General features: G+C 34.5%; 20 protein-coding genes. 2 read left to right on the top strand and 18 right to left on the bottom strand.

The annotated features are described in order from the left end of the window. Positions 1-310 precede the first annotated feature (310 nt). The 16 genes from nusG to KA833_RS13655 form a co-directional block, all read right to left on the bottom strand. Positions 311-859, bottom strand: a complete 549-nt coding sequence (gene nusG, locus KA833_RS13730; RefSeq protein ID WP_019468574.1) for a transcription termination/antitermination protein NusG — start codon at positions 857-859, stop codon at positions 311-313. A gap of 14 nt (positions 860-873) precedes the next feature. Then, a complete protein-coding gene (gene secE, locus KA833_RS13725) occupies positions 874-1053 on the bottom strand; it encodes a preprotein translocase subunit SecE (RefSeq protein WP_046207686.1) in 180 nt (59 codons plus the stop codon). A 127-nt stretch (positions 1054-1180) separates the two neighbouring features. Further along, the gene (gene rpmG, locus KA833_RS13720; protein ID WP_071560108.1) at positions 1181-1324 is read right to left on the bottom strand and encodes a 50S ribosomal protein L33; all 144 of its coding nucleotides are present in this window, start codon (positions 1322-1324) and stop codon (positions 1181-1183) included. A 122-nt stretch (positions 1325-1446) separates the two neighbouring features. Beyond that, the gene (locus KA833_RS13715) at positions 1447-2028 is read right to left on the bottom strand and encodes a sigma-70 family RNA polymerase sigma factor (protein WP_046207687.1); all 582 of its coding nucleotides are present in this window, start codon (positions 2026-2028) and stop codon (positions 1447-1449) included. 74 nt (positions 2029-2102) lie between these two features. Next, positions 2103-2627, bottom strand: coding sequence for an NYN domain-containing protein (locus KA833_RS13710; protein WP_019468577.1), 525 nt, complete (start codon positions 2625-2627; stop codon positions 2103-2105). Further along, positions 2624-3373, bottom strand: coding sequence for a 23S rRNA (guanosine(2251)-2'-O)-methyltransferase RlmB (gene rlmB, locus KA833_RS13705; RefSeq protein WP_210127904.1), 750 nt, complete (start codon positions 3371-3373; stop codon positions 2624-2626). The genes KA833_RS13710 and rlmB overlap by 4 nt, the downstream gene beginning before the upstream one ends. A 7-nt stretch (positions 3374-3380) precedes the next feature. Beyond that, complete coding sequence (locus KA833_RS13700; RefSeq protein ID WP_046207689.1) at positions 3381-3767, bottom strand: Mini-ribonuclease 3; 387 nt, start codon at positions 3765-3767, stop codon at positions 3381-3383. A 1-nt stretch (position 3768) separates the two neighbouring features. Continuing rightward, entirely contained in the window at positions 3769-5169 is a 1401-nt protein-coding gene (cysS, locus tag KA833_RS13695) for a cysteine--tRNA ligase (RefSeq protein ID WP_064209893.1), read from the bottom strand. Next, on the bottom strand, positions 5153-5794 hold the full coding sequence (gene cysE / locus KA833_RS13690) for a serine O-acetyltransferase (RefSeq protein WP_046207703.1): 642 nt from the start codon (positions 5792-5794) through the stop codon (positions 5153-5155). The genes cysS and cysE overlap by 17 nt, the downstream gene beginning before the upstream one ends. A 323-nt stretch (positions 5795-6117) precedes the next feature. Continuing rightward, on the bottom strand, positions 6118-7572 hold the full coding sequence (gene gltX, locus KA833_RS13685; protein WP_046207691.1) for a glutamate--tRNA ligase: 1455 nt from the start codon (positions 7570-7572) through the stop codon (positions 6118-6120). A gap of 438 nt (positions 7573-8010) precedes the next feature. Continuing rightward, positions 8011-9069 carry a PIN/TRAM domain-containing protein gene (locus tag KA833_RS13680; RefSeq protein ID WP_070039491.1) on the bottom strand — a complete coding sequence of 353 codons (1059 nt, stop codon included), beginning with the start codon at positions 9067-9069 and terminating at the stop codon, positions 8011-8013. Between the two features lie 74 nt (positions 9070-9143). Then, on the bottom strand, positions 9144-10514 hold the full coding sequence (gene radA / locus KA833_RS13675; RefSeq protein WP_064209895.1) for a DNA repair protein RadA: 1371 nt from the start codon (positions 10512-10514) through the stop codon (positions 9144-9146). Positions 10515-10864: 350 nt separating this feature from the next. Beyond that, positions 10865-13327, bottom strand: a complete 2463-nt coding sequence (locus KA833_RS13670; RefSeq protein ID WP_046207694.1) for an ATP-dependent Clp protease ATP-binding subunit — start codon at positions 13325-13327, stop codon at positions 10865-10867. An 11-nt stretch (positions 13328-13338) separates the two neighbouring features. Next, complete coding sequence (locus tag KA833_RS13665; protein ID WP_046207695.1) at positions 13339-14349, bottom strand: protein arginine kinase; 1011 nt, start codon at positions 14347-14349, stop codon at positions 13339-13341. Beyond that, positions 14342-14893: a UvrB/UvrC motif-containing protein gene (locus KA833_RS13660; protein WP_046207696.1), complete on the bottom strand. Its 552-nt coding sequence runs from the start codon at positions 14891-14893 to the stop codon at positions 14342-14344. Before KA833_RS13660 ends, KA833_RS13665 begins: the two co-directional genes overlap by 8 nt. 24 nt (positions 14894-14917) lie before the next feature. Next, positions 14918-15379, bottom strand: coding sequence for a CtsR family transcriptional regulator (locus KA833_RS13655; protein WP_019468588.1), 462 nt, complete (start codon positions 15377-15379; stop codon positions 14918-14920). A gap of 156 nt (positions 15380-15535) precedes the next feature. Between KA833_RS13655 and KA833_RS13650 the strand changes: the two genes are divergently transcribed. After that, a complete protein-coding gene (locus KA833_RS13650; RefSeq protein WP_046207697.1) occupies positions 15536-16750 on the top strand; it encodes a NupC/NupG family nucleoside CNT transporter in 1215 nt (404 codons plus the stop codon). A gap of 59 nt (positions 16751-16809) precedes the next feature. On the opposite strand, the gene pdxT is transcribed toward KA833_RS13650, so the two are convergent. Both pdxT and pdxS read right to left on the bottom strand, forming a co-directional pair. Further along, on the bottom strand, positions 16810-17385 hold the full coding sequence (gene pdxT, locus KA833_RS13645; protein ID WP_210127900.1) for a pyridoxal 5'-phosphate synthase glutaminase subunit PdxT: 576 nt from the start codon (positions 17383-17385) through the stop codon (positions 16810-16812). Position 17386: 1 nt separating this feature from the next. Next, on the bottom strand, positions 17387-18274 hold the full coding sequence (gene pdxS, locus KA833_RS13640) for a pyridoxal 5'-phosphate synthase lyase subunit PdxS (RefSeq protein ID WP_046207699.1): 888 nt from the start codon (positions 18272-18274) through the stop codon (positions 17387-17389). Between the two features lie 97 nt (positions 18275-18371). Here pdxS and pdxR point away from each other — a divergent pair, with 97 nt between their 5' ends. Beyond that, entirely contained in the window at positions 18372-19748 is a 1377-nt protein-coding gene (gene pdxR / locus KA833_RS13635; RefSeq protein WP_210127898.1) for a MocR-like pyridoxine biosynthesis transcription factor PdxR, read from the top strand. Positions 19749-20002: the final 254 nt, after the last annotated feature.

The following is a 20002-nucleotide window of genomic DNA, read 5'->3' as shown; positions in this document are numbered from 1 at the left end:
GTTATTAATGGATGAGCCCTGGCTCAGGTATTCATTACCCTTAATCATTTTAATGATTTGGGGTTCTTAATGAAAGAGCCCTGGCTCAGGTATTCATTACACTGAATCATTTTAATGATTAGTGGTTCTTAATGCATGAGCCCTAGCTCAGGTATTCCTTACACTAAATCATTTTAATGATTAGGGGTTCTTAATGCATGAGCCCTGGCTCAGGTATTCCTTACACTGAATCATTTTAATGATTAGGGGTTCTTAATGCATGTAAAGTAATATTTCTTGCTTTAGCAAGTCTAGTATTACTTATATACCTTTATAATTTTTCAATTTGATCGAATTCTACTTCAACAGGTGTTTCTCTACCAAACATGTCTACAAGAACTGTCAATTTAAATTTATCCGCTTCAATTTCTTGAACTTCACCAACTTGATTCGCAAATGGACCTGATTTGATTTGAACTTGCTCACCTAAATCTAATTCAACATCAATTGTTTTTTCTTTCATGCCCATTTGTTTCAAGATGAAACGTGCTTCTTCAGGTAATAATGGATTTGGTTTTGACCCAGCACCTGCTGAACCAACAAATCCTGTAACACCCGGTGTGTTTCTCACAATATACCATGATTCATCAGTCATGATTAATTCGACTAATACATAGCCAGGAAATGTTTTTTTAGTTAACGTTTTAGCTTTACCATCTTTAACTTGTGTTTCTTCTTCTTCAGGTATAACCACTCTGAATATCAATTCAGTCATATTCATAGATTCCACACGTTTTTCTAAATTCTTCTTAACTTTGTTCTCATAACCAGAATAAGTATGCACAGCATACCAACGCTTTGCGCCAACTTCCTCAGACATGTCGTCACTCCTATCTATTTAATTAACTCTATAACTCTACCAATACCTAAATCTAAGACATAGAAGAAGGCTAAGAAAAATACTACCGTTGACACAACAATAATAGTATATTTAAATAATTCTTCTTTCGTTGGCCAACTCGTCTTTTCCATTTCTGACTTTACGCCTTGAAAGAAATTTTCTTTTTTAGCCATTAGCAATACCTCCATATTAATTCGATTTTCTCATTTGCTTATACATACGACAAATTAAGCAAATACAATACTCACAACTAAATTGGAAGGTTATATTTACTCAATTACTAAATCTAATATACCGACATTATTTCGCTTCTTTATGAACTGTATGTGCATTACATCTTGGACAATACTTCTTCAATGTCAATCTTGATGTAAGGTTACTTTGCTTTGGAACATTATAATTTCTATTTCCACACGTTTCACAGCTTAATGGCACTTTTTTCATTTCACTTCACCTTACTCATTATAATACCAATCTACTATACATAACATCTCTGTCAATTGTCAATCTTCCACTATTGCTTTCTATTAATCCAAAAATCATTTTATACATATCAATAACTGTTTTTAGTCATGATACTTTTGCTTAAAAACACGCTTTAATTTCAGTTTACATCTATGTATCGAATTGTAAACTATCTTAACATTTAGATTTAAGATATGGGCAACCTCTGATGGTTTATAATCATTTAAAATATATTTTATAATACCTTGTTCTAACTCTGTTAATTTTTCAACACTTTGATGCAACAAAACCAGGGTTTCTCTTCTTAAAATAATGTCATCCGGTTGCCTCACTTGCCTTAACACTTGGACACTGCTTAACATTTCATTTTCTAATAACCTTTGTCGTCTTACATCAGCTAATTTTTTTCGTATATAATCATTTCTAGCATTTTTGATAGTACGATTTACGTAATGTGCTAATGGTATGTCTTTTGAAAAATCAAATTGACTTATCGCTTTGAATAATTTCAAAAGTATTTCTTGTTGTAAATCTTCTTTATCATCAGGATGTATTGTGAAATGATTTAAACATTTCCAAATATGTGGTTGTATTTGCTCTAGTAAATCAATTAGGAAATGAATGTCTTGCCTTTTGCTTTTTGAAACTGGTATTGATTCTTGATGTTTTATTCTTTGGTGCATGCTTTTTTATCCTTTCAATCAGAATAAAGTTAGCATACAAAGGACGCTATAAAAAAAGCAAGGGGACAATCTTCTTATTTGTGATTGTTACCCCTTCTAATTTTTTCAAATTCTTCCAAAATTTCATTTGATAGTTCTATACGGGTGCGTGGTTTCTGCTCATTGAACCCTTCAAGCTTTTTTGAAACCGAAACTTCATTTTCTCTCAAGTCTCTCCACATTTCTCTAGAAGAGATACGATAAGCTCCCGCACCAAATATGGCATGTTGCTCACTCATATCACTTGTTACCACTGTGATATGTCTTGTATGTTTGTCGTATAAATCATAAACATATTTTTCTATAAAACTATCTGCTGTTTCTTTTTCTTTAGTAAAGACAATCTTTACACCGTGATACATATATTCTGATGACATGCCGGATTGTTCATAGGCATCAAACACACATACAACCTCATCTGCTATAACTGCATTATAATTTGCAATCGCAGTTAATAGCTGATCGCGTGCTTCTTCCAAATTTTCTTGGGCTATTTGACTTAAATCTTGTGATTGGCCAATCATATTGTAACCGTCTATAATCAAGAAACGATCCTTCATGATTTTTCTCCAATCTGATTACGTTTACGATAGACTTCATACATCATTAAGCTTGCCGCAACAGAAGCATTCAAACTATTTACATGCCCTACCATTGGAATATTTATATAAAAGTCACATTTATCTTTGGTAAGTCTGCTCATGCCTTGCCCTTCACTTCCGATAACAATCGCTAGCGACATACCAGCGTCCATTTCACGATAATCTGTTGAATTTTCGGCTTCTGTACCGACCACCCAGTATCCATGGTCTTTTAATGTTTCAATGGTATTCGCCAAATTTGTAACACGCATGACAGGGACATGTTCAATCGCACCAGTAGAAGCTTTTGCAACAGTCTGCGTAAGTGCAACCGATCGCCTTTTAGGAATAATAATGCCATCTACACCTGAAGCGTCAGCCGTTCTTAAAATCGACCCTAAATTATGAGGATCTTCTAAGCCATCCAAAATTAAAACAGTTGATAGTTTTTCATTGTTCTTTTGCTGTGCTAAAAACGCATCAAAATCTGCATATTCATATGGTGCGATGTATGCAGCGACACCTTGGTGAGGCGCATCAGACAAACCATCTAATTTTGATTTTGGCACTGCTTGTACAATGATTTTATTACTATTTGCCTTTTTTAAAATATCATTAATTTGTCCTTTTTTCACTGTATCTTGAATTAAAAGCTTATTAATTGTATGTCCGGAAACAATCGCTTCTTTTACGGCATGACGACCTACTATAACAATCTCTTCCAAAGTCTCACTACCTTTCATCTACATTTTTTACGATGCGTTCAAGCAACGTGGTGAGTCGCTCTTGATTTTTTTCTAGATATAAAAATCCGAGGATTGCTTCTAAACCCGAACTTTTTCGATAAGTTTGAATATCTGTGTTTTTCGCCTTAGTATAACTCTTCGCATTTCTACCACGACGAACAATATCTAATTCTTCCGCTGTAAACCAGTTATTTTCTAATAAGTGCTCAAGCGATTGTGCCTGACTTTTTGCAGATACGTAACGCTTGGCTTCTTGGTGTAGTCGATTGGGCTTAGCTTTTAACTTCAATATAATGTACTCTCTTACGAATTGATCTAATACTGCATCACCCATATATGCCAAAGTTAATGGATTTAATAACTTATTATCCATATTAACCACGTTTGAATCTCACACCTTGTGGCGTATCTTCTAAAATAATATTTTGTTCTTTTAACTGGTCACGGATTTCGTCTGCACGTGCAAAATCTTTATTTTGTCGCGCCTGATTTCGTTCTTCAATGAGCGCTTCAACATCTTCATCTAATAATTCATCGTTGTTTGATGCTTTTAAAGGAACGCCTAAGACATCACTGAAGATTTGATACACTTCTTTAAATCGTGCAATCACTTTAGTAGATGTCGTATTTTCTAATACGTATTTATTCGCTAATTTTGATAAATCATACCAAGCTGTAATGGCATTAGCCGTATTAAAATCGTCGTTCATAACCGTTTCAAATTGGTCTAATATTTGATTGATTTCATCAATATAATGATCTTGCGTTTCAATATTAGTTGCAATTGTTTCACGTTCTTCAATGGCTTGATAACTATTGCGAATACGTTCTAACCCACTTTTAGCCGCCCCAACAAGTTCCATATTATAGTTGATTGGACTTCTATAATGTACACTTATCATGAAAAAGCGTAAGACGTCCGGATCAATTTCTTTAATAATGTCATGCACTAAGACAAAATTGCCCAATGACTTACTCATTTTTTCATTATCTATATTAATGAAACCATTGTGCATCCAATAGTTTGCGAATGGGGCATGGTTATGTGCTTCAGATTGTGCAATTTCATTTTCATGATGAGGGAATTGTAAATCTGTACCACCCGCATGAATATCAATTGTTGCACCTAGCTCGTGATAAGCCATCACTGAACACTCAATATGCCAGCCTGGTCTACCTTTCCCAAATGGACTATCCCAACTGATTTCATCCGGTTTTGCTTGTTTCCATAACGTAAAATCTAGAGCGTCTTCTTTTTGTTCCCCTTGTTCAATACGCGCACCTACTTTTAAATCGTTCAGCGATTGATGGCTTAATTTACCATAATCTTCAAACTTACGTGTTCTGAAATAAACGTCGCCACCGCTTTCATATGCATAGCCTTCATCAATAAGTTCTTTTATAAACTTAATAATATCGTCCATATGATTCATGACTCTTGGATTTGAAGTCGCTTTTTTGACATTTAATGCACCCACATCTTCATAAAATGCATCGATATAGCGATTAGCTATTGTATTTACAGGCTCATTTAATTCTTTAGATCGCTTTATTAATTTATCATCTACGTCCGTAAAGTTTGAAACGTAAATCACTTCATAACCTTGGTACTCAAGATATCTTCTGACAACATCATAGTTAATTGCAGGTCTTGCGTTTCCAATATGAATGTAATTATATACAGTTGGTCCACAAACATACATTTTAACCTTACCTGGTTCTATTGACTTAAACGTTTCTTTTTGACGTGTGAGTGTATTATATAATGTAATCATCTTGAATCTCTCCATTTCTTGTTTTCTCAAGTTGTTTCTCTAATTGTTTTAGTTGCTCATAAATTGGATCAGGTAAATTACGATGATCAAATGTTTTGCCAATTCTTCTTCCGTCTTGTTTTACGATATGCCCTGGTATACCAACCACTGTAGAATAGCTAGGTACCGAGTTTAACACTACGGAATTTGCGCCAATATTAACATTTGAATTGATTTTAATATTACCGAGTACTTTTGCTCCTGCTGCAATTAAAACATTGTCTCCAATATCAGGATGACGCTTCCCTTTCTCTTTACCTGTCCCACCTAAAGTAACGCCTTGATAGATTGTGACATTATCACCAATCCTACATGTTTCTCCTATCACTACGCCCATACCATGGTCAATAAATAAACGCTTGCCAATTTGAGCACCTGGATGTATTTCTATTCCAGTAAAAAAACGTGTGATTTGAGAAATCAATCTGGCTAATACATATTTTTTCTTTTTATATAAAGCATGTGCAACTAAGTGACTCCACACTGCATGTACACCAGCATAAGATGTAACTACCTCTAATGTTGTACGTGCTGCTGGGTCTTGCTCAAACACCATATTTACATCATCTTTGATTCTTTTCAAAATTTCAAACAAGGTTGCGACCTCCTTATTAAAAAAGCACCTCCAACATCATACTGTTAGAGGTGCTTTGCACGGTTCCACTCTTTTTTAATAAGCTGATTCCTCAATCACATAGCAATACAACTTATATTGACTCATTTGCATTATTCAATTCATCAAACTAAAGGTGCATTCAACAATTTTTGTGTTGTGCTCACAGCGACCGCACACTCTCTTGACACATACCATTGCATACTAATCCTTTAGCTCATTCACATATTATAATAGTTGGTAACTTGTAATTTTTCAAGTGTTATACATTTAATCTATGTTATTCACTCTACGCATTAAACGTATTTTTTTAAGCGTTGTAGCACTTTGTCTTTGCCTAAAACTTCAATTGTATTTGGCAGTTCTGGTCCGTGCATTTGTCCAGTTACAGCTACACGTATCGGCATAAATAATTGCTTACCTTTGATACCTGTTTCTTTTTGAACTTCTTTAATTGTTTTTTTAATTTCGTCAGCTTCAAAAGGTTCTAATGCTTCTAATTTGCCATATAAATGATTCATTAGTTCTGGAACTTGTTCACCATTAATAACTTCTTGCTCATCTTCACCTAGTGTTTGTTCGTCTCGGAAGAAAATTTCAGATAATGGAACAATTTCTCCAGCGTAACTCATTTCTTTCTGATAAAGTGCAATCAGTTTACGCCCCCACGCTTTATCTTCTTCAGAAGGATTTTCAGGCAATAATTCCGCTTTTACTAAATGTGGAAAAGCAAGTTCAAATACTGTTTCAGTATCTTTTTGTTTCATATATTGGTTGTTAATCCAAGCTAATTTTTGTTTATCGAAAAATGCAGGTGATTTAGATAAACGTTTTTCGTCGAAGATTTTGATAAATTCTTCTTTAGAGTAGATTTCATCTTCACCTTCCGGAGACCAACCTAACAACGTAATAAAGTTGAATAAGGCCTCAGGTAAGTAACCCAAGTCTCTATACTGTTCAATAAATTGAAGGATTTGGCCATCACGTTTACTTAATTTTTTACGTTCTTCATTTACAATTAGTGACATATGTGCAAATCTTGGTGGTTCCCAACCAAATGTGTCATAAATCATTAATTGTTTTGGAGTATTTGAAATATGGTCGTCGCCACGTATAACATCTGAAATTTCCATGTAATGGTCATCAACAGCTACGGCAAAATTATATGTTGGTACACCGTCTTTTTTAACAATTACCCAATCTCCCATATTGTTTGAATCAAATGAAATTTCGCCTTTAACCATATCATCGAATTTATAAGTTGTATCTTTTGGAACGCGGAAACGAATAGAAGGTTTACGTCCTTCTGCTTCAAATTGTTGACGTTCTTCCTCTGTTAAATGTGCATGTTTACCACCATAACGCGGCATTTCACCACGCGCAATTTGTTGTTCACGTTCCGCTTCTAACTCTTCTTCAGTCATATAACATTTATATGCTTTATCTTCATCTAATAATTGTTGAATAAGCGGGTTGTATATTTCAGCACGTTCTGACTGACGGTAAGGGCCATAACCTTTATCCTTATCTACTGATTCGTCCCAATCAATACCTAGCCATTTTAGATTATCGAACTGTGATGATTCTCCATCTTCTAAATTACGTTTGCTATCTGTATCTTCTATACGTATTACAAAATCACCATCATAATGTTTAGCAAATAAATAGTTAAATAATGCAGTTCTTGCATTACCAATATGCAAATAACCTGTTGGACTTGGCGCATATCTAACTCTTACACGATTACTCATTATGTTCACTCCTGTTTAAAATTAATTTTTCGTTTTCAATTTCATTGCTTTCATTTTTACTGTGTCTATCTATTACACACAGTAATATATCAATACGAATCCAATGAAGTTCATATTAAAAAATAATGTTTCAGCATTTAAAGTATATTGCTTATTCGCTTACTTATAATATCATAGCTCATCATTTTTTAAAGCATCACTATATTAAAATCAAACATTTTTTGTTTTTAATTCCACGGCATAATTCTAAATATAGTAATACAATTTCGCTATCTATTGTAGCACTTTAAAGCTGATTATGATATTACCACGCTTAAATTTAATTGTTTATAAATGAATTCTTTTGTCACTTGGTCATTCAGTGTTTTTACGTAAAAAAGGTTTCATGTGAAACTGTAACTGTAGTTGCTACATTTCATATGAAACCTAACTGCTATTTCAATATATTTTTTTAGCAAAAATAATCCGACCCGAAGATGTTTGCAATAAACTGACGACTTCTAAATCAATGTGTTCGCCAATATGTTTTTTAGCATTGTCTACAACTACCATCGTACCATCTTCTAAATAACCCACTGCTTGTCCAGCTTCTTTACCCATCTTAGTTAACAATAAGTTAAGTCGATCACCTTGATGGACTGTTGGCTTAATAGCTTCTGATAAGTCATTAACATTGAGTACTTGAATGCCTTGTATATGACAAACTTTGTTCAGATTAAAATCTGTAGTGATAATTTGAGCTCTATAATGCAGCGCGAGTTTAATTAACATAGCGTCTATATCACTGTGTGATTTTGTAGGTTGAATAATACGTGTAGGGTGCTGTGCATCGTGTAATGCATTAAGCATATCTAAGCCTCTTTGACCTTTTTCTCTCTTCACACTATCATTCGCATCCGCAATAACTTGCAATTCATTAATCACACCTTGCGGAATTAAAATCTCACCATCTACAAAGCCACATTCTAAAACATCTAGAATACGTCCATCTATAATTGCACTCGTATCAATCACCTTTGGCATCGCATTACGTGTATTCATAGCCATAGAACGCGTCATATTTTCTGGCAAAAACAAAAGCATTTCATCACGTTTACGTAAACCAAATTGAAATCCTAAATACCCCAATATGATTGTAACAATGATTGGTACAAAATGATTTAACACGTTGTTGCCAATAATTTGGAAAATAAATGAAATCATTACAGAAATAAGCAAACCTATAATGAGCCCAATTGTGGCAAACAATATTTCTATCGCACTTTGACGCATAATCATTTGTTCTAAATCTTTCATTGCTAAAGTTACTTTCTTAATAAACCAACCAAAGATAGCAAAAAACAGTATAATCCCTAGTAGTCCATTGAAATAATTGTTTGTAAGTAGCATGAAATGACTCAATCCAGCATCTGCAATAATCTCTGGAATAAGATACACGCCTAAACTTGCGCCCAATATGATATAGCACAAGATTACAATGAGTCTTATCATGTTCAAATGCTAACGCTCCTTTCGCATGAAAGCTATTATGACTTCATAAGCCATGTAACCATTTAAATAAATGTCGTTGATCAATGTTTTGATAAGGCATATTTTAATGCCTCATGGACATTTGTCACACCAATGACTTTAATGTTGCTCGGGAATTCCCAACCCCCAATATTAGATTCAGGAATAATAATGCGTTTAAAACCTAATTTTTCCGCTTCTTGTACACGTTGTTCAATGCGAGAAACACGTCTCACTTCCCCTGTTAAACCAACTTCGCCGATAAAACAGTCTAAGCCATCTACAGTTAAATCTTTAAAGCTTGAGGCAGTAGCAATAATGATTCCTAAATCAACAGCAGGTTCTGTTAATCTTACGCCACCAGCTACTTTAATATAGGCATCTTGTTGTTGCAGTAAATAATTTTCTTTTTTCTCTAATACAGCCATTAACAAACTTAAACGATTGTGATCTATTCCTGTCGCCATACGTCTAGGATTATTAAATGTTGTGGGTGTCACTAACGCTTGAACCTCAATTAATAATGGTCGCGTACCTTCCATAGTAGACACGATTGTCGAACCTGGAACATTTGTAGACCGTTCTTCTAAAAACATTTCTGAAGGATTTTTAACACCTTTCAATCCACTCTGTTTCATTTCAAAAATACCCATTTCATTTGTAGAGCCAAAGCGATTTTTTACCGCTCTTAAAATCCGATAAGCATGATGCTCATCACCTTCAAAATAAAGCACCGTATCTACCATATGTTCTAGCAAACGAGGTCCCGCAATCTGACCTTCTTTCGTAACGTGACCAACAATAAACGTCGCGATATTTAGTTGTTTAGCTATATTCATCAAGCTCTGTGTACTCTCTCTCACCTGAGATACCGAACCGGGTGCAGAACTGATTTCAGGGTGAAAAATAGTCTGAATAGAATCTACAACAAGCAAATCAGGCTTCAATTGTTTAACTGTTTCATGTATCACTTCTAAATCTGTTTCTGCAAATACATTTAAATGACTTGAATCTTCATCTAATCGATCTGCTCTTAATTTTGTTTGATTTAATGATTCTTCACCAGTTATATATAAAACGTTTTTCTCTTGTGATAACGCTGCACATATTTGAAGCAATAGTGTTGATTTACCGATACCTGGATCGCCACCAATCAACACAAGTGAACCATTAACGATCCCGCCACCAAGCACTCGATTAAACTCTGCTGAATTCGTTTTAACACGTGGTGTTGTCTCATGCTTTATATCATTTAACTTCTGTACTTTGGATGTATTTTCACGACTGCGCACACCATGTTTCGGACTTGTCGATTTCTGTTCTATGATTTCTTCCATTTGGTTCCATCCACCACAGTTAGGACATTTCCCCATCCATTTAGGTGACTGATAACCACATGCCATGCATTCAAAAATCACTTTCTTTTTGGCCAAAACTGCACCTCCATCTTTATTGAACAAATCTATTTTATACCTATGTTTATGTAAAAACAAATTTTATTTACAAATGATTTATTTTGATATTTTATATGCTAAATAAATAGCTTTATATTGTAATATATAAATGAATATATTGCAAAAATCTATTTTTAAAAATAACACTATTATGCCTATAGCACCATCAAAAAGATATACTTTATTGATATTCAAATTAGCCTACAAGGTCATATCATACTTTCACCATACTGTATCGTAGTTTTTGAAATTAAAAAAGCGTTTCTCAAGGTTGAAATAAATACTTGAGAAACGCTTTGGCATTATGACCTATATTGATTTATCTAATTTTATGATTCAGAAGTTTCTTTTTCTTTTTCATCTTCTGTTCTATCTTTAATGTTATATTTATATTCCTTACCGTCATGGTCGATATAAACATTTTTACCTTCAATTTGATTGCCGTCTAAGATTAACTCACTTAAGTTATCTTCAATCGTTTTTTGGATTTCTCGAATAAGTGGTCTCGCACCATATTCTGGATCGTATCCTTCTTCAGCGATGCGTTCTTTAGCTGCATCAGAAACGATAATATCAATATCTTGTTCTGATAAACGATCTGTAAGTTTATTTACCATCATTGTTACAATTTCTTTCAACTCATCTTGTGACAGTTTGTGGAATACAATGATGTCATCTACACGGTTTAAGAATTCTGGACGGAAAGCATTTTTCAATTCTTTCATCATTGTTTTACGGATAGATTCATAGTCTTGACCTTCTGATGCGCCACCAAATCCAGCAAAACGTTGATCTTGCAATTCTTGCGCACCCACGTTAGATGTCATAATAATCACTGTGTTACGGAAGTCTACTTGACGACCTTTAGTATCTGTTAAATGTCCATCATCTAATACTTGCAACAAGATGTTAAATACATCAGGATGCGCTTTTTCGATTTCATCAAATAATATAACTGAATATGGTTTGCGTCTTACTTTTTCAGTTAATTGACCGCCATCATCATGACCAACATAACCTGGAGGCGCTCCTACTAAACGACTGACAGCATGTTTTTCCATAAACTCACTCATGTCAACACGAATCATTGCGTCATCTTCACCAAACATTGTTTCTGCTAGTGCACGTGCTAATTCTGTCTTACCGACACCTGTAGGTCCTAAGAATATAAAGCTACCTATTGGTCTTTGAGGATCTTTTAATCCTGCTCTTGCACGTCTTACTGCTTTACTGATTGATGTCACTGCTTCTTTTTGACCAATGACACGTTTGTGTAACGTATCTTCCAAGTTAAGCAAGCGATCAGATTCTGTTTCATTAATTTTTGTTAATGGAATGCCAGTCCAACCAGCGATAACTTCACCGATATCCTCTTCAGATAAGGATGTGTTCGCACCGTTTTGGCTATTTTTCCAATTATTGTTTGCTTCTTCGTATTGTTTTTCTAATTTAGTTTGTTTATCACGTAAATTAGCTGCATTTTCAAATTCTTGTGCATGTACAGCTGCATCTTTTTCATTTTTCACTTGCTCAATTTCTTGTTCCAACTCTTTTAAGTTTGGTGGTGTTGTATGACTTTTTAGTCTTACTTTTGAGCTTGCTTCATCAATTAAGTCAATCGCTTTATCTGGTAAGAAACGATCAGAAACATAGCGATGACTTAGTTTTGCTGCTGATTCTAAAGCTTCATCAGAGATGTTGATGCGGTGATGTGCTTCATAACGATCACGTAATCCTTTTAAGATTTCAATCGTATCTTCAACAGTTGGTTCATCTACTTGAACAGGTTGGAAACGACGTTCTAACGCAGCATCCTTTTCAATGTTTTTACGATATTCATCTAGTGTAGTCGCACCGATACATTGTAATTCGCCACGGGCTAATGCTGGTTTTAAGATGTTTGATGCATCAATTGCACCTTCTGCACCACCAGCACCTACTAATGTGTGAAGCTCATCAATGAACAGAATGACATTACCTGCTTGGTGAATTTCTTCCATTACTTTTTTCAAACGTTCTTCAAATTCGCCACGATATTTCGTACCAGCAACGACTGTTCCCATATCTAATGACATCACACGTTTACCTTTAAGTGTTTCAGGAACTTCATTATTAACAATTGCAAGTGCTAAACCTTCAGCAATTGCCGTTTTACCGACACCTGGTTCCCCAATTAATACTGGGTTGTTCTTAGTACGTCTACTCAACACTTCAATGACACGTGTGATTTCTTTATCTCTGCCAATAACAGGATCCAACGTGCCATCATTAGCAATTACTGTTAAGTCACGAGCAAGACTATCTAAAGTTGGTGTATTATTAGATTTGTTTGCCTGCGCATTTTTATTGCTCATTTCAGGGCTTCCTAAAGCTTTCACTACTTGCGCGCGTGCTTTCGTAATGTTTAAGTCTAGATTAGCAAAAACACGTGCAGCTACGCCTTCATTTTCTCTAATTAAACCAAGTAATATATGCTCGGTACCAACGAAATTGTGGTGTAATTTTCTTGCTTCGTCCATTGATAACTCAATAACTTTTTTAGCACGTGGTGTGTAATGTAACGCACCCATTTGTTCTTGACCGTGACCAATTAATTTTTCAACTTCTGTTACTACTTTTTCTTCAGTAATATCAAAGGATTCCAACACTTTTGCTGCAATACCTTCTGGTTCTTTCATTAAACCTAAAAGTAAATGTTCTGTTCCTATATTTGAATGATTTAAGCGAATTGCTTCTTCTTGAGCATGTGCCAATACACGTTGTGCACGTTCTGTCAGTCTACCAAATAACATAGCATGACCTCCTAATTTATATGTTCTCTTAAAATATCTGCTCTTTTTTCGTTAACTGTTCTATCATCTTCATCATCTAATAAGAATGGTGATTGAATAGCAACCATCAACTCATTAAACTTAAAGTCTTTTAAATCAATATAGTCTAAATCTATACCTAATTTCACTTCACTTAATCTAAATGATGCTTCTTCCATAGATATTAGTCTACTATATTTTAAGATACCTAACGAACGATATACTCTATCTAAAGTTTCAATTTTATTATGCTTGCTAAGTCGTTCGCGAATTTGCATCTCTTCGTTAATAATTTGTTGTACTACTTCAGTTAAACTTTCAATAATTTCTTCTTCTGTTTTTCCAAGCGTCAGTTGATTGGAAATTTGATAAATGTGACCGTATACTTGGGAACCTTCGCCATAGATACCTCTTATTGTGAATCCAAAACGATTGATTGTTTGAGCGATTCTATTCATCCGCTTCATAATCGTAAGTCCCGGTAAATGTAACATTACGCTGGCTCTCATACCAGTACCGATATTCGTCGGACATGTTGTTAAATAACCGAGTGTTTCATCAAAACTTACATCTAACTCACTGTCTAATGTGTCATCCAGTGCGGAAGCTTTTTCATATAATGTTTGTAATGATAAATCATTTCCCATGGCTTGAATTCGTATATGATCTTCTTCATTAACCATAATGCTTAAAGATTCATCTTCATTTAAAAGTACTGCAGCAGCAGGTCTTTTTATTAACTCGGGACTGATAAGATGTTTCGCTACAAGTTTATATTTACTCTGCTGGTCCATCGTGTCTAACCTCTGTATAAACATGTTAGGAAGCGCATCTTGAACTTCATTTATCACTCTATTACCATCTTGTTCGGATGCAAACATCAAAGGGTGTACATGATTTTCTAAATTTCTAGCCAAACGCAATCTCGAAGACATTACGATTGGACTTTCTGCTTCGTCTCTCATCCACTCACTAATGTGGGTGCTGATATCATTCTTACTCATCATGTTTCACCTCGCTGTCTTCTTTCAATGCCTTAATTTCATCTCTAACAACTGCAGCCTCTTCAAAATTTTGTTCTTCAATTAACTGATTTAAATAAGTTGTTTTCTCTTCTATTTGTTTTTTCAAAGCTAACTTTCTATGTGAAGAGCGTGGTGTTTTTCCAGTGTGTTCGATTTGACCACCTTGTACACGTCGTACAATATCGACAATGTCATCTTTAAAAGTTGCGTAGCAGTCTGCACAACCAAATTTACCAACATGCGCAATATCTTTTAATGTCATTTGACAAGTAGGACATCTCTTTTCTTCTTTAAATGCAATTTCATCGAAATCAATACCGTGTTTCGCTGCTAAATGTTGTAATATTTGTTTTACTACAAACGCACCTTCAATGTCATCTTGTGACTGCATTTGTTGGTTTTGAGTCCACGGGTTACCGCCTTGTGCGCATGTGGCACAAACCCATTTTTCATGTACACCATCTTGCCCTTTAACTGCTAACTTTACTTCTGCTTCATTTAAATGACAATTTTCGCACAGCACGACCAAACACCTCTCTTAATTTCTTTAATAATAATTTATTACATGTAATATTCGTTTCACTATATTAGCACGTATAATATCTCTTGATAATACATCCATTTTTAAAGTTTCTCTATCGATTACAGCGTAAATCATTTTTGCTTCACGTTCACTGATATATGCTTTATCTAATAAACCATCTATGATGTAATAAGCTTGTTGCTGTGAAATAGATGGTCCGATGAGTTGAAGTAAATGATTAATGTAACCTGTTTCATCTTTGTTTTCAATTTTAGTGATTCGAATATAACCACCGCCACCTCTTTTACTTTCTATTTCATAACCATGTTCATTTGTAAAACGTGTTTTGATCACATAGTTTAGTTGAGAAGGCACACAGTCAAACCGCTGTGCAATATTGGCACGTTGAATTTCAACAACGTCTTCATTGGTGTCTTCAAATAATTTTTTAATGTACTGTTCTATGATGTCGGACATGTTATGCATGATTATCACCTCTTTTGACCTTCTTTGACTATATTATATGACCAACTTTGACCTTTTTCAACCAATATGTTTTAAATTTTTTCAATTTTGGATGTAAGTAAGCGCTTGTTTATTGTATTATAGGAGTTAAGAAAAAATTTAAAGGGATGAATTATTATGCATATTATTATCGGTTTAATTGGTATTGCTGTGTTTCTTGGGTTAGCTTTACTCTTTAGTTCTGACAGAAAAAATATTCGCTGGCAATACATTGGCTTATTACTCATAATACAACTTGTATTTGCTTTTATATTATTAAAAACAAAATTTGGTATTACGGTCATTGGTGGCATTTCAGATGGCTTTAATTACTTATTAGCTAAAGCTGCTGAAGGTGTCAATTTTGTATTTGGTGGATTTGAATTTGTAGATCCTAAAAATCCTCCATTCTTCTTCAATGTATTATTACCAATCGTTTTTATTTCAGCATTAATTGGTATCTTACAATACACAAGAATACTGCCATTCATTATTAACTATTTAGGTTTAGCCATTTCTAAAGTAAATGGGATGGGTCGCTTAGAGTCATATAATGCGGTAGCAGCAGCAATTTTGGGTCAATCAGAAGTTTTCATTTCACTCAAAAAAGAATTAGCACATATCCCTAAACAACGTCTTTATACATTGACTGCTTCCGCGATGTCTACGGTATCGGCTTCTATTATCGGTGCTTATTTTACATTAATCGAGCCTAGATATGTAGTTACTGCAGTAGTACTAAACTTATTTGGCGGGTTTATCATTGCTTCTATTATTAATCCATATAAAGTAGATGTAAAAGAAGATAAATTAATCGTTGAAGAAAGTGAGACGGAAAAACAGTCCTTCTTCGAAATGTTAGGGGAATACATTTTAGATGGGTTTAAAGTTGCTGTAATCGTTGGTGCGATGCTGATTGGTTATATAGCAATTATCGCTTTGTTAAACGGTGTTGTAAGTGCTATTTTCACTGCAGCTTCAGGTGGAAGTATTACATGGGATTTCCAAACTTTAATTGGATTTATATTTGCACCATTAGCATTTTTAATTGGGGTACCATGGGACGATGCTGTTCAAGCTGGTTCTATTATGGCAACAAAATTACTATCTAATGAATTTGTAGCCATGCAAAGCTTAAATGAAGTTAAAAATATCAGTGAACACGCAAAAGGTGTAATCTCTGTCTTTGTTGTATCTTTTGCTAACTTTAGTTCTATTGGTATTATTTCTGGCGCAATCAAATCGCTTAATAATGAAAAAGGTGATATGGTAGCACGTTTTGGTTTAAAACTTTTATTTGGTGCCACACTTGTGTCATTTATTTCTGCAGCAATCGCAGGTTTCTTTATCTAATTAAACTGACAAAAAGCAGGTCAATCCATTTTGGAATTGACCTGCTTTTTTACGTTATATTAAACTTGCTCAATTGTAGCCTTTGCTACAATATGTTCAATGAAATATTGCGTTACGCGATAATCTTCTGTTAACTCTGGATGGAAAGAAACACCTAAATAGCGTCCTTCTTGAACTGCTACTATTTTCTCACCAATCGAGCTCAATATTGTGGCATTCCCATGGACTTGGGCTATATGAGGGGCTCTGATAAATACCCCTTCTATATCTTCTGCAATGCCAGTAATATTTAAATGACTTTCAAAACTATCTACTTGTCTGCCAAATGAATTACGTTGGACTGTAATATCTAATTTGTTGAGATATCCTTCTTCACCAACAATATCTTTTGCCATAACTATAAGCCCTGCACAAGTGCCAAACATAGGTAATTCAGATTGTTGTAATGCTTCTTTAAACCCATATAAATTCATTAAACGACGTAACGTTGTCGATTCACCACCAGGTAGTATGAGCCCATCAATTTCCTCTAATTGCTCCACATGTTTTATGGCAATACCTTCGTGTCCACTTAATTCAATATGCTTCAAATGTTCTCTCACAGCACCCTGTAAAGCTAAAACACCTATTTTCATATTACCAACCACGCTCTTGCATACGTTCTTCTAGTGACAAATCATTAATGTCTAAACCTTTCATTGCTGTACCTAACTCTTTAGCTAATCTACCAATTAATTCATAATCTTGGTAATACGTCGTAGCTTGTACAATTGCTTTTGCAAATTTTTCAGGATCTTCTGATTTAAAAATACCAGAACCAACAAATACACCATCTGCACCTAATTCCATCATCAAAGCAGCGTCTTGAGGTGTTGCTACACCACCAGCTGCAAAATTCACCACTGGCAATTTACCGTTTTCTTTAATTGATTTTAATACTTCAAAAGGTGCACCTATGTTTTTAGCTTCCGTCATAATTTCATCATCATTCATAACTGTTATGCGACTCACTTCAGCATTGACTTGTCTAATATGTCTAACAGCTTCAACGATATTACCAGTACCAGGTTCACCTTTCGTACGTAACATTGCCGCTCCTTCACCTATGCGACGCGCTGCTTCACCTAAATTACGACAGCCACAAACAAATGGTACTGTAAAAGTATCTTTACGTAAGTGGTACTCTTCATCAGCTGGTGTTAAGACTTCTGATTCATCAATATAGTCAACACCCATTGCTTCTAGTACACGTGCTTCTGTTATATGACCAATACGACCTTTAGCCATGACAGGTATAGAAACAGCATTCATTACTTCTTCAACAATTTTAGGATTTGCCATTCTAGCAACACCACCAGCTGCTCTAATATCAGAAGGAACACGTTCTAACGCCATTACAGCAACTGCCCCTGCTTCTTCCGCAATCTTCGCTTGTTCAGCATTGACAACATCCATGATGACGCCGCCTTTTTGCATTTCAGCCATTCCTCTTTTGACTCTTTCTGATCCAGTAAATTTAGACATTTTATTTACCCCTTTACTTAGTTGATTAAATTCATTTTAAAAGATAAACTGGTATTTAAAAAGGTACACTTTCAAAATAATTTAGGGGGTCAGTTTATTGTCTAAAAATCATCTCTATATTAATTTATATGAAAATTTAAAACAACAAATCATAGAAGGTCAATACAAATCTGAAGATAAGTTTCCGTCTAAACGTGCATTAGGCCAACATTTATCTGTAAGCAATACAACAATTGAACATGCGTATCAGCTCTTATTAGATGAAGGATATATTTACTCCAAACCGCGTTCAGGCTATTTTGTTTCAGATATAGAAACGCTTCCTGTTATCGCAAGAAATATGGACCAATCCCAACATCATAATTACTCAAAAAATAATCATGAAGTGACACAATCAGTCCGTTCACTGGCATTTAATTTATCAGAGATTGATGCAGAATACTTCCCTATGAAACAATTTAGAAAATATGCAAAAGATGCATTTGAAGATGAAGAAATTGATTTACTACAACATGTTAATTCAAAAGGCGAGATTTCATTAAGACAAGAAATTGCACATTACTTATTTAATAGTCGTGGCGTTAACTGTAGACCTGAACAAATTATCATCGGTTCTTCAACAGAACAACTAATAAATCTTTTAACTGACATTTTAAATGACGGTCGTTTTTTAATAGAAAATCCTAGTTATCCACCCATTAAGCAAGTACTAGATAAAAAGCAAATTGCTTATCTTCAAGTACCTGTAAATAGTACAGGAATAGAAATTACGTCCTTTCAGAAATCCAATAATAATATCGCATATGTCACGCCATCACACCAATTCCCCACAGGCTATGTTATGAGTTTAAAAAAAAGAACCCAACTCATCAATTGGGCACAACAAAGTACTGATAGATACATTATTGAAGATGATTATGATTCTGAGTTTCGCTACTTCGGCAAACCAATACCTGCTCTACAAAGTTTAGACACTAAAGATAAAGTCATATATATTAGTACCTTTTCCAAATCATTATTTCCAAGCTGTCGAATTGCATATTTAGTTTTACCAAATAATTTACTTTCAAAATATGACAACTTGGCAAATAAAGAAGGAAACACAGTGCCCGCACATACACAAAAAATGATTTCACTCTTTATGAAATCAGGCAGTTTTGAAAGGCATCTTAATAAAATGAGGAACGTGTATCGCCATAAACTAACAACAATTTTAAATGCATTAACGCCTTATCAATCGCAATTAAAAATAGATGGTGCTTTAGCTGGTATGCATTTTACACTCACTGTCAAAAATCATTTGACTATGGGGCAATGCTTAGAACGTGCAAAGGAAAATGATTTAAAAATAATACCATTTAGTAAATATGATAGTGATCAAAACACAGTTAAATTTATTCTAGGTTTCGGTGGTATTCCGATATCCCAACTCAAAAAACATACAGACGCACTAATCAAAACACTGACAGTCTAGTATATATATTATTGATAGTTTGACTTTTATATTTCTTATGAATGTACATGCTATTGGAATAGTGTGACTTATGCATGAGTTTTTGCTCATGCATTCCTTTTACTATTTCACGCTTTCCTCACTCACTTACCACTTGTAAGCTCATTTCGTCTCTCGTTTACTTCGTCAGCTTCAAACGCTTTCTTTTGTCAGTTTGCAGTTCTTCGAACTGGAAGTTAAGCTCCTTTTATGTAAAAAAAAAGAGACCTCTCGGT

The organism is Staphylococcus sp. GDY8P67P, assembly GCF_017892545.1.
GTDB lineage: Bacteria > Bacillota > Bacilli > Staphylococcales > Staphylococcaceae > Staphylococcus > Staphylococcus ureilyticus.
This window is presented reverse-complemented; position numbering and strand designations above follow the sequence as displayed.

Excerpts from the sequence above, each read along its gene's own strand:
- secE (WP_046207686.1), bottom strand. The coding sequence starts at position 1,053 with ATGGCTAAAAAAGAAAATTTCTTTCAAGGCGTAAAGTCAGAAATGGAA.
- KA833_RS13670 (WP_046207694.1), bottom strand. The coding sequence starts at position 13,327 with ATGTTATTTGGTAGACTGACAGAACGTGCACAACGTGTATTGGCACAT.
- cysS (WP_064209893.1), bottom strand. The coding sequence starts at position 5,169 with ATGATTACATTATATAATACACTCACACGTCAAAAAGAAACGTTTAAG.
- gltX (WP_046207691.1), bottom strand. The coding sequence starts at position 7,572 with ATGAGTAATCGTGTAAGAGTTAGATATGCGCCAAGTCCAACAGGTTAT.
- KA833_RS13700 (WP_046207689.1), bottom strand. The coding sequence starts at position 3,767 with ATGGATAATAAGTTATTAAATCCATTAACTTTGGCATATATGGGTGAT.
- KA833_RS13665 (WP_046207695.1), bottom strand. The coding sequence starts at position 14,349 with ATGAGTAAGAATGATATCAGCACCCACATTAGTGAGTGGATGAGAGAC.
- pdxT (WP_210127900.1), bottom strand. The coding sequence starts at position 17,385 with ATGAAAATAGGTGTTTTAGCTTTACAGGGTGCTGTGAGAGAACATTTG.
- KA833_RS13715 (WP_046207687.1), bottom strand. The coding sequence starts at position 2,028 with ATGCACCAAAGAATAAAACATCAAGAATCAATACCAGTTTCAAAAAGC.
- KA833_RS13710 (WP_019468577.1), bottom strand. The coding sequence starts at position 2,627 with ATGAAGGATCGTTTCTTGATTATAGACGGTTACAATATGATTGGCCAA.
- pdxS (WP_046207699.1), bottom strand. The coding sequence starts at position 18,274 with ATGTCTAAATTTACTGGATCAGAAAGAGTCAAAAGAGGAATGGCTGAA.
- rpmG (WP_071560108.1), bottom strand. The coding sequence starts at position 1,324 with ATGAAAAAAGTGCCATTAAGCTGTGAAACGTGTGGAAATAGAAATTAT.
- KA833_RS13655 (WP_019468588.1), bottom strand. The coding sequence starts at position 15,379 with ATGCATAACATGTCCGACATCATAGAACAGTACATTAAAAAATTATTT.
- KA833_RS13650 (WP_046207697.1), top strand. The coding sequence starts at position 15,536 with ATGCATATTATTATCGGTTTAATTGGTATTGCTGTGTTTCTTGGGTTA.
- nusG (WP_019468574.1), bottom strand. The coding sequence starts at position 859 with ATGTCTGAGGAAGTTGGCGCAAAGCGTTGGTATGCTGTGCATACTTAT.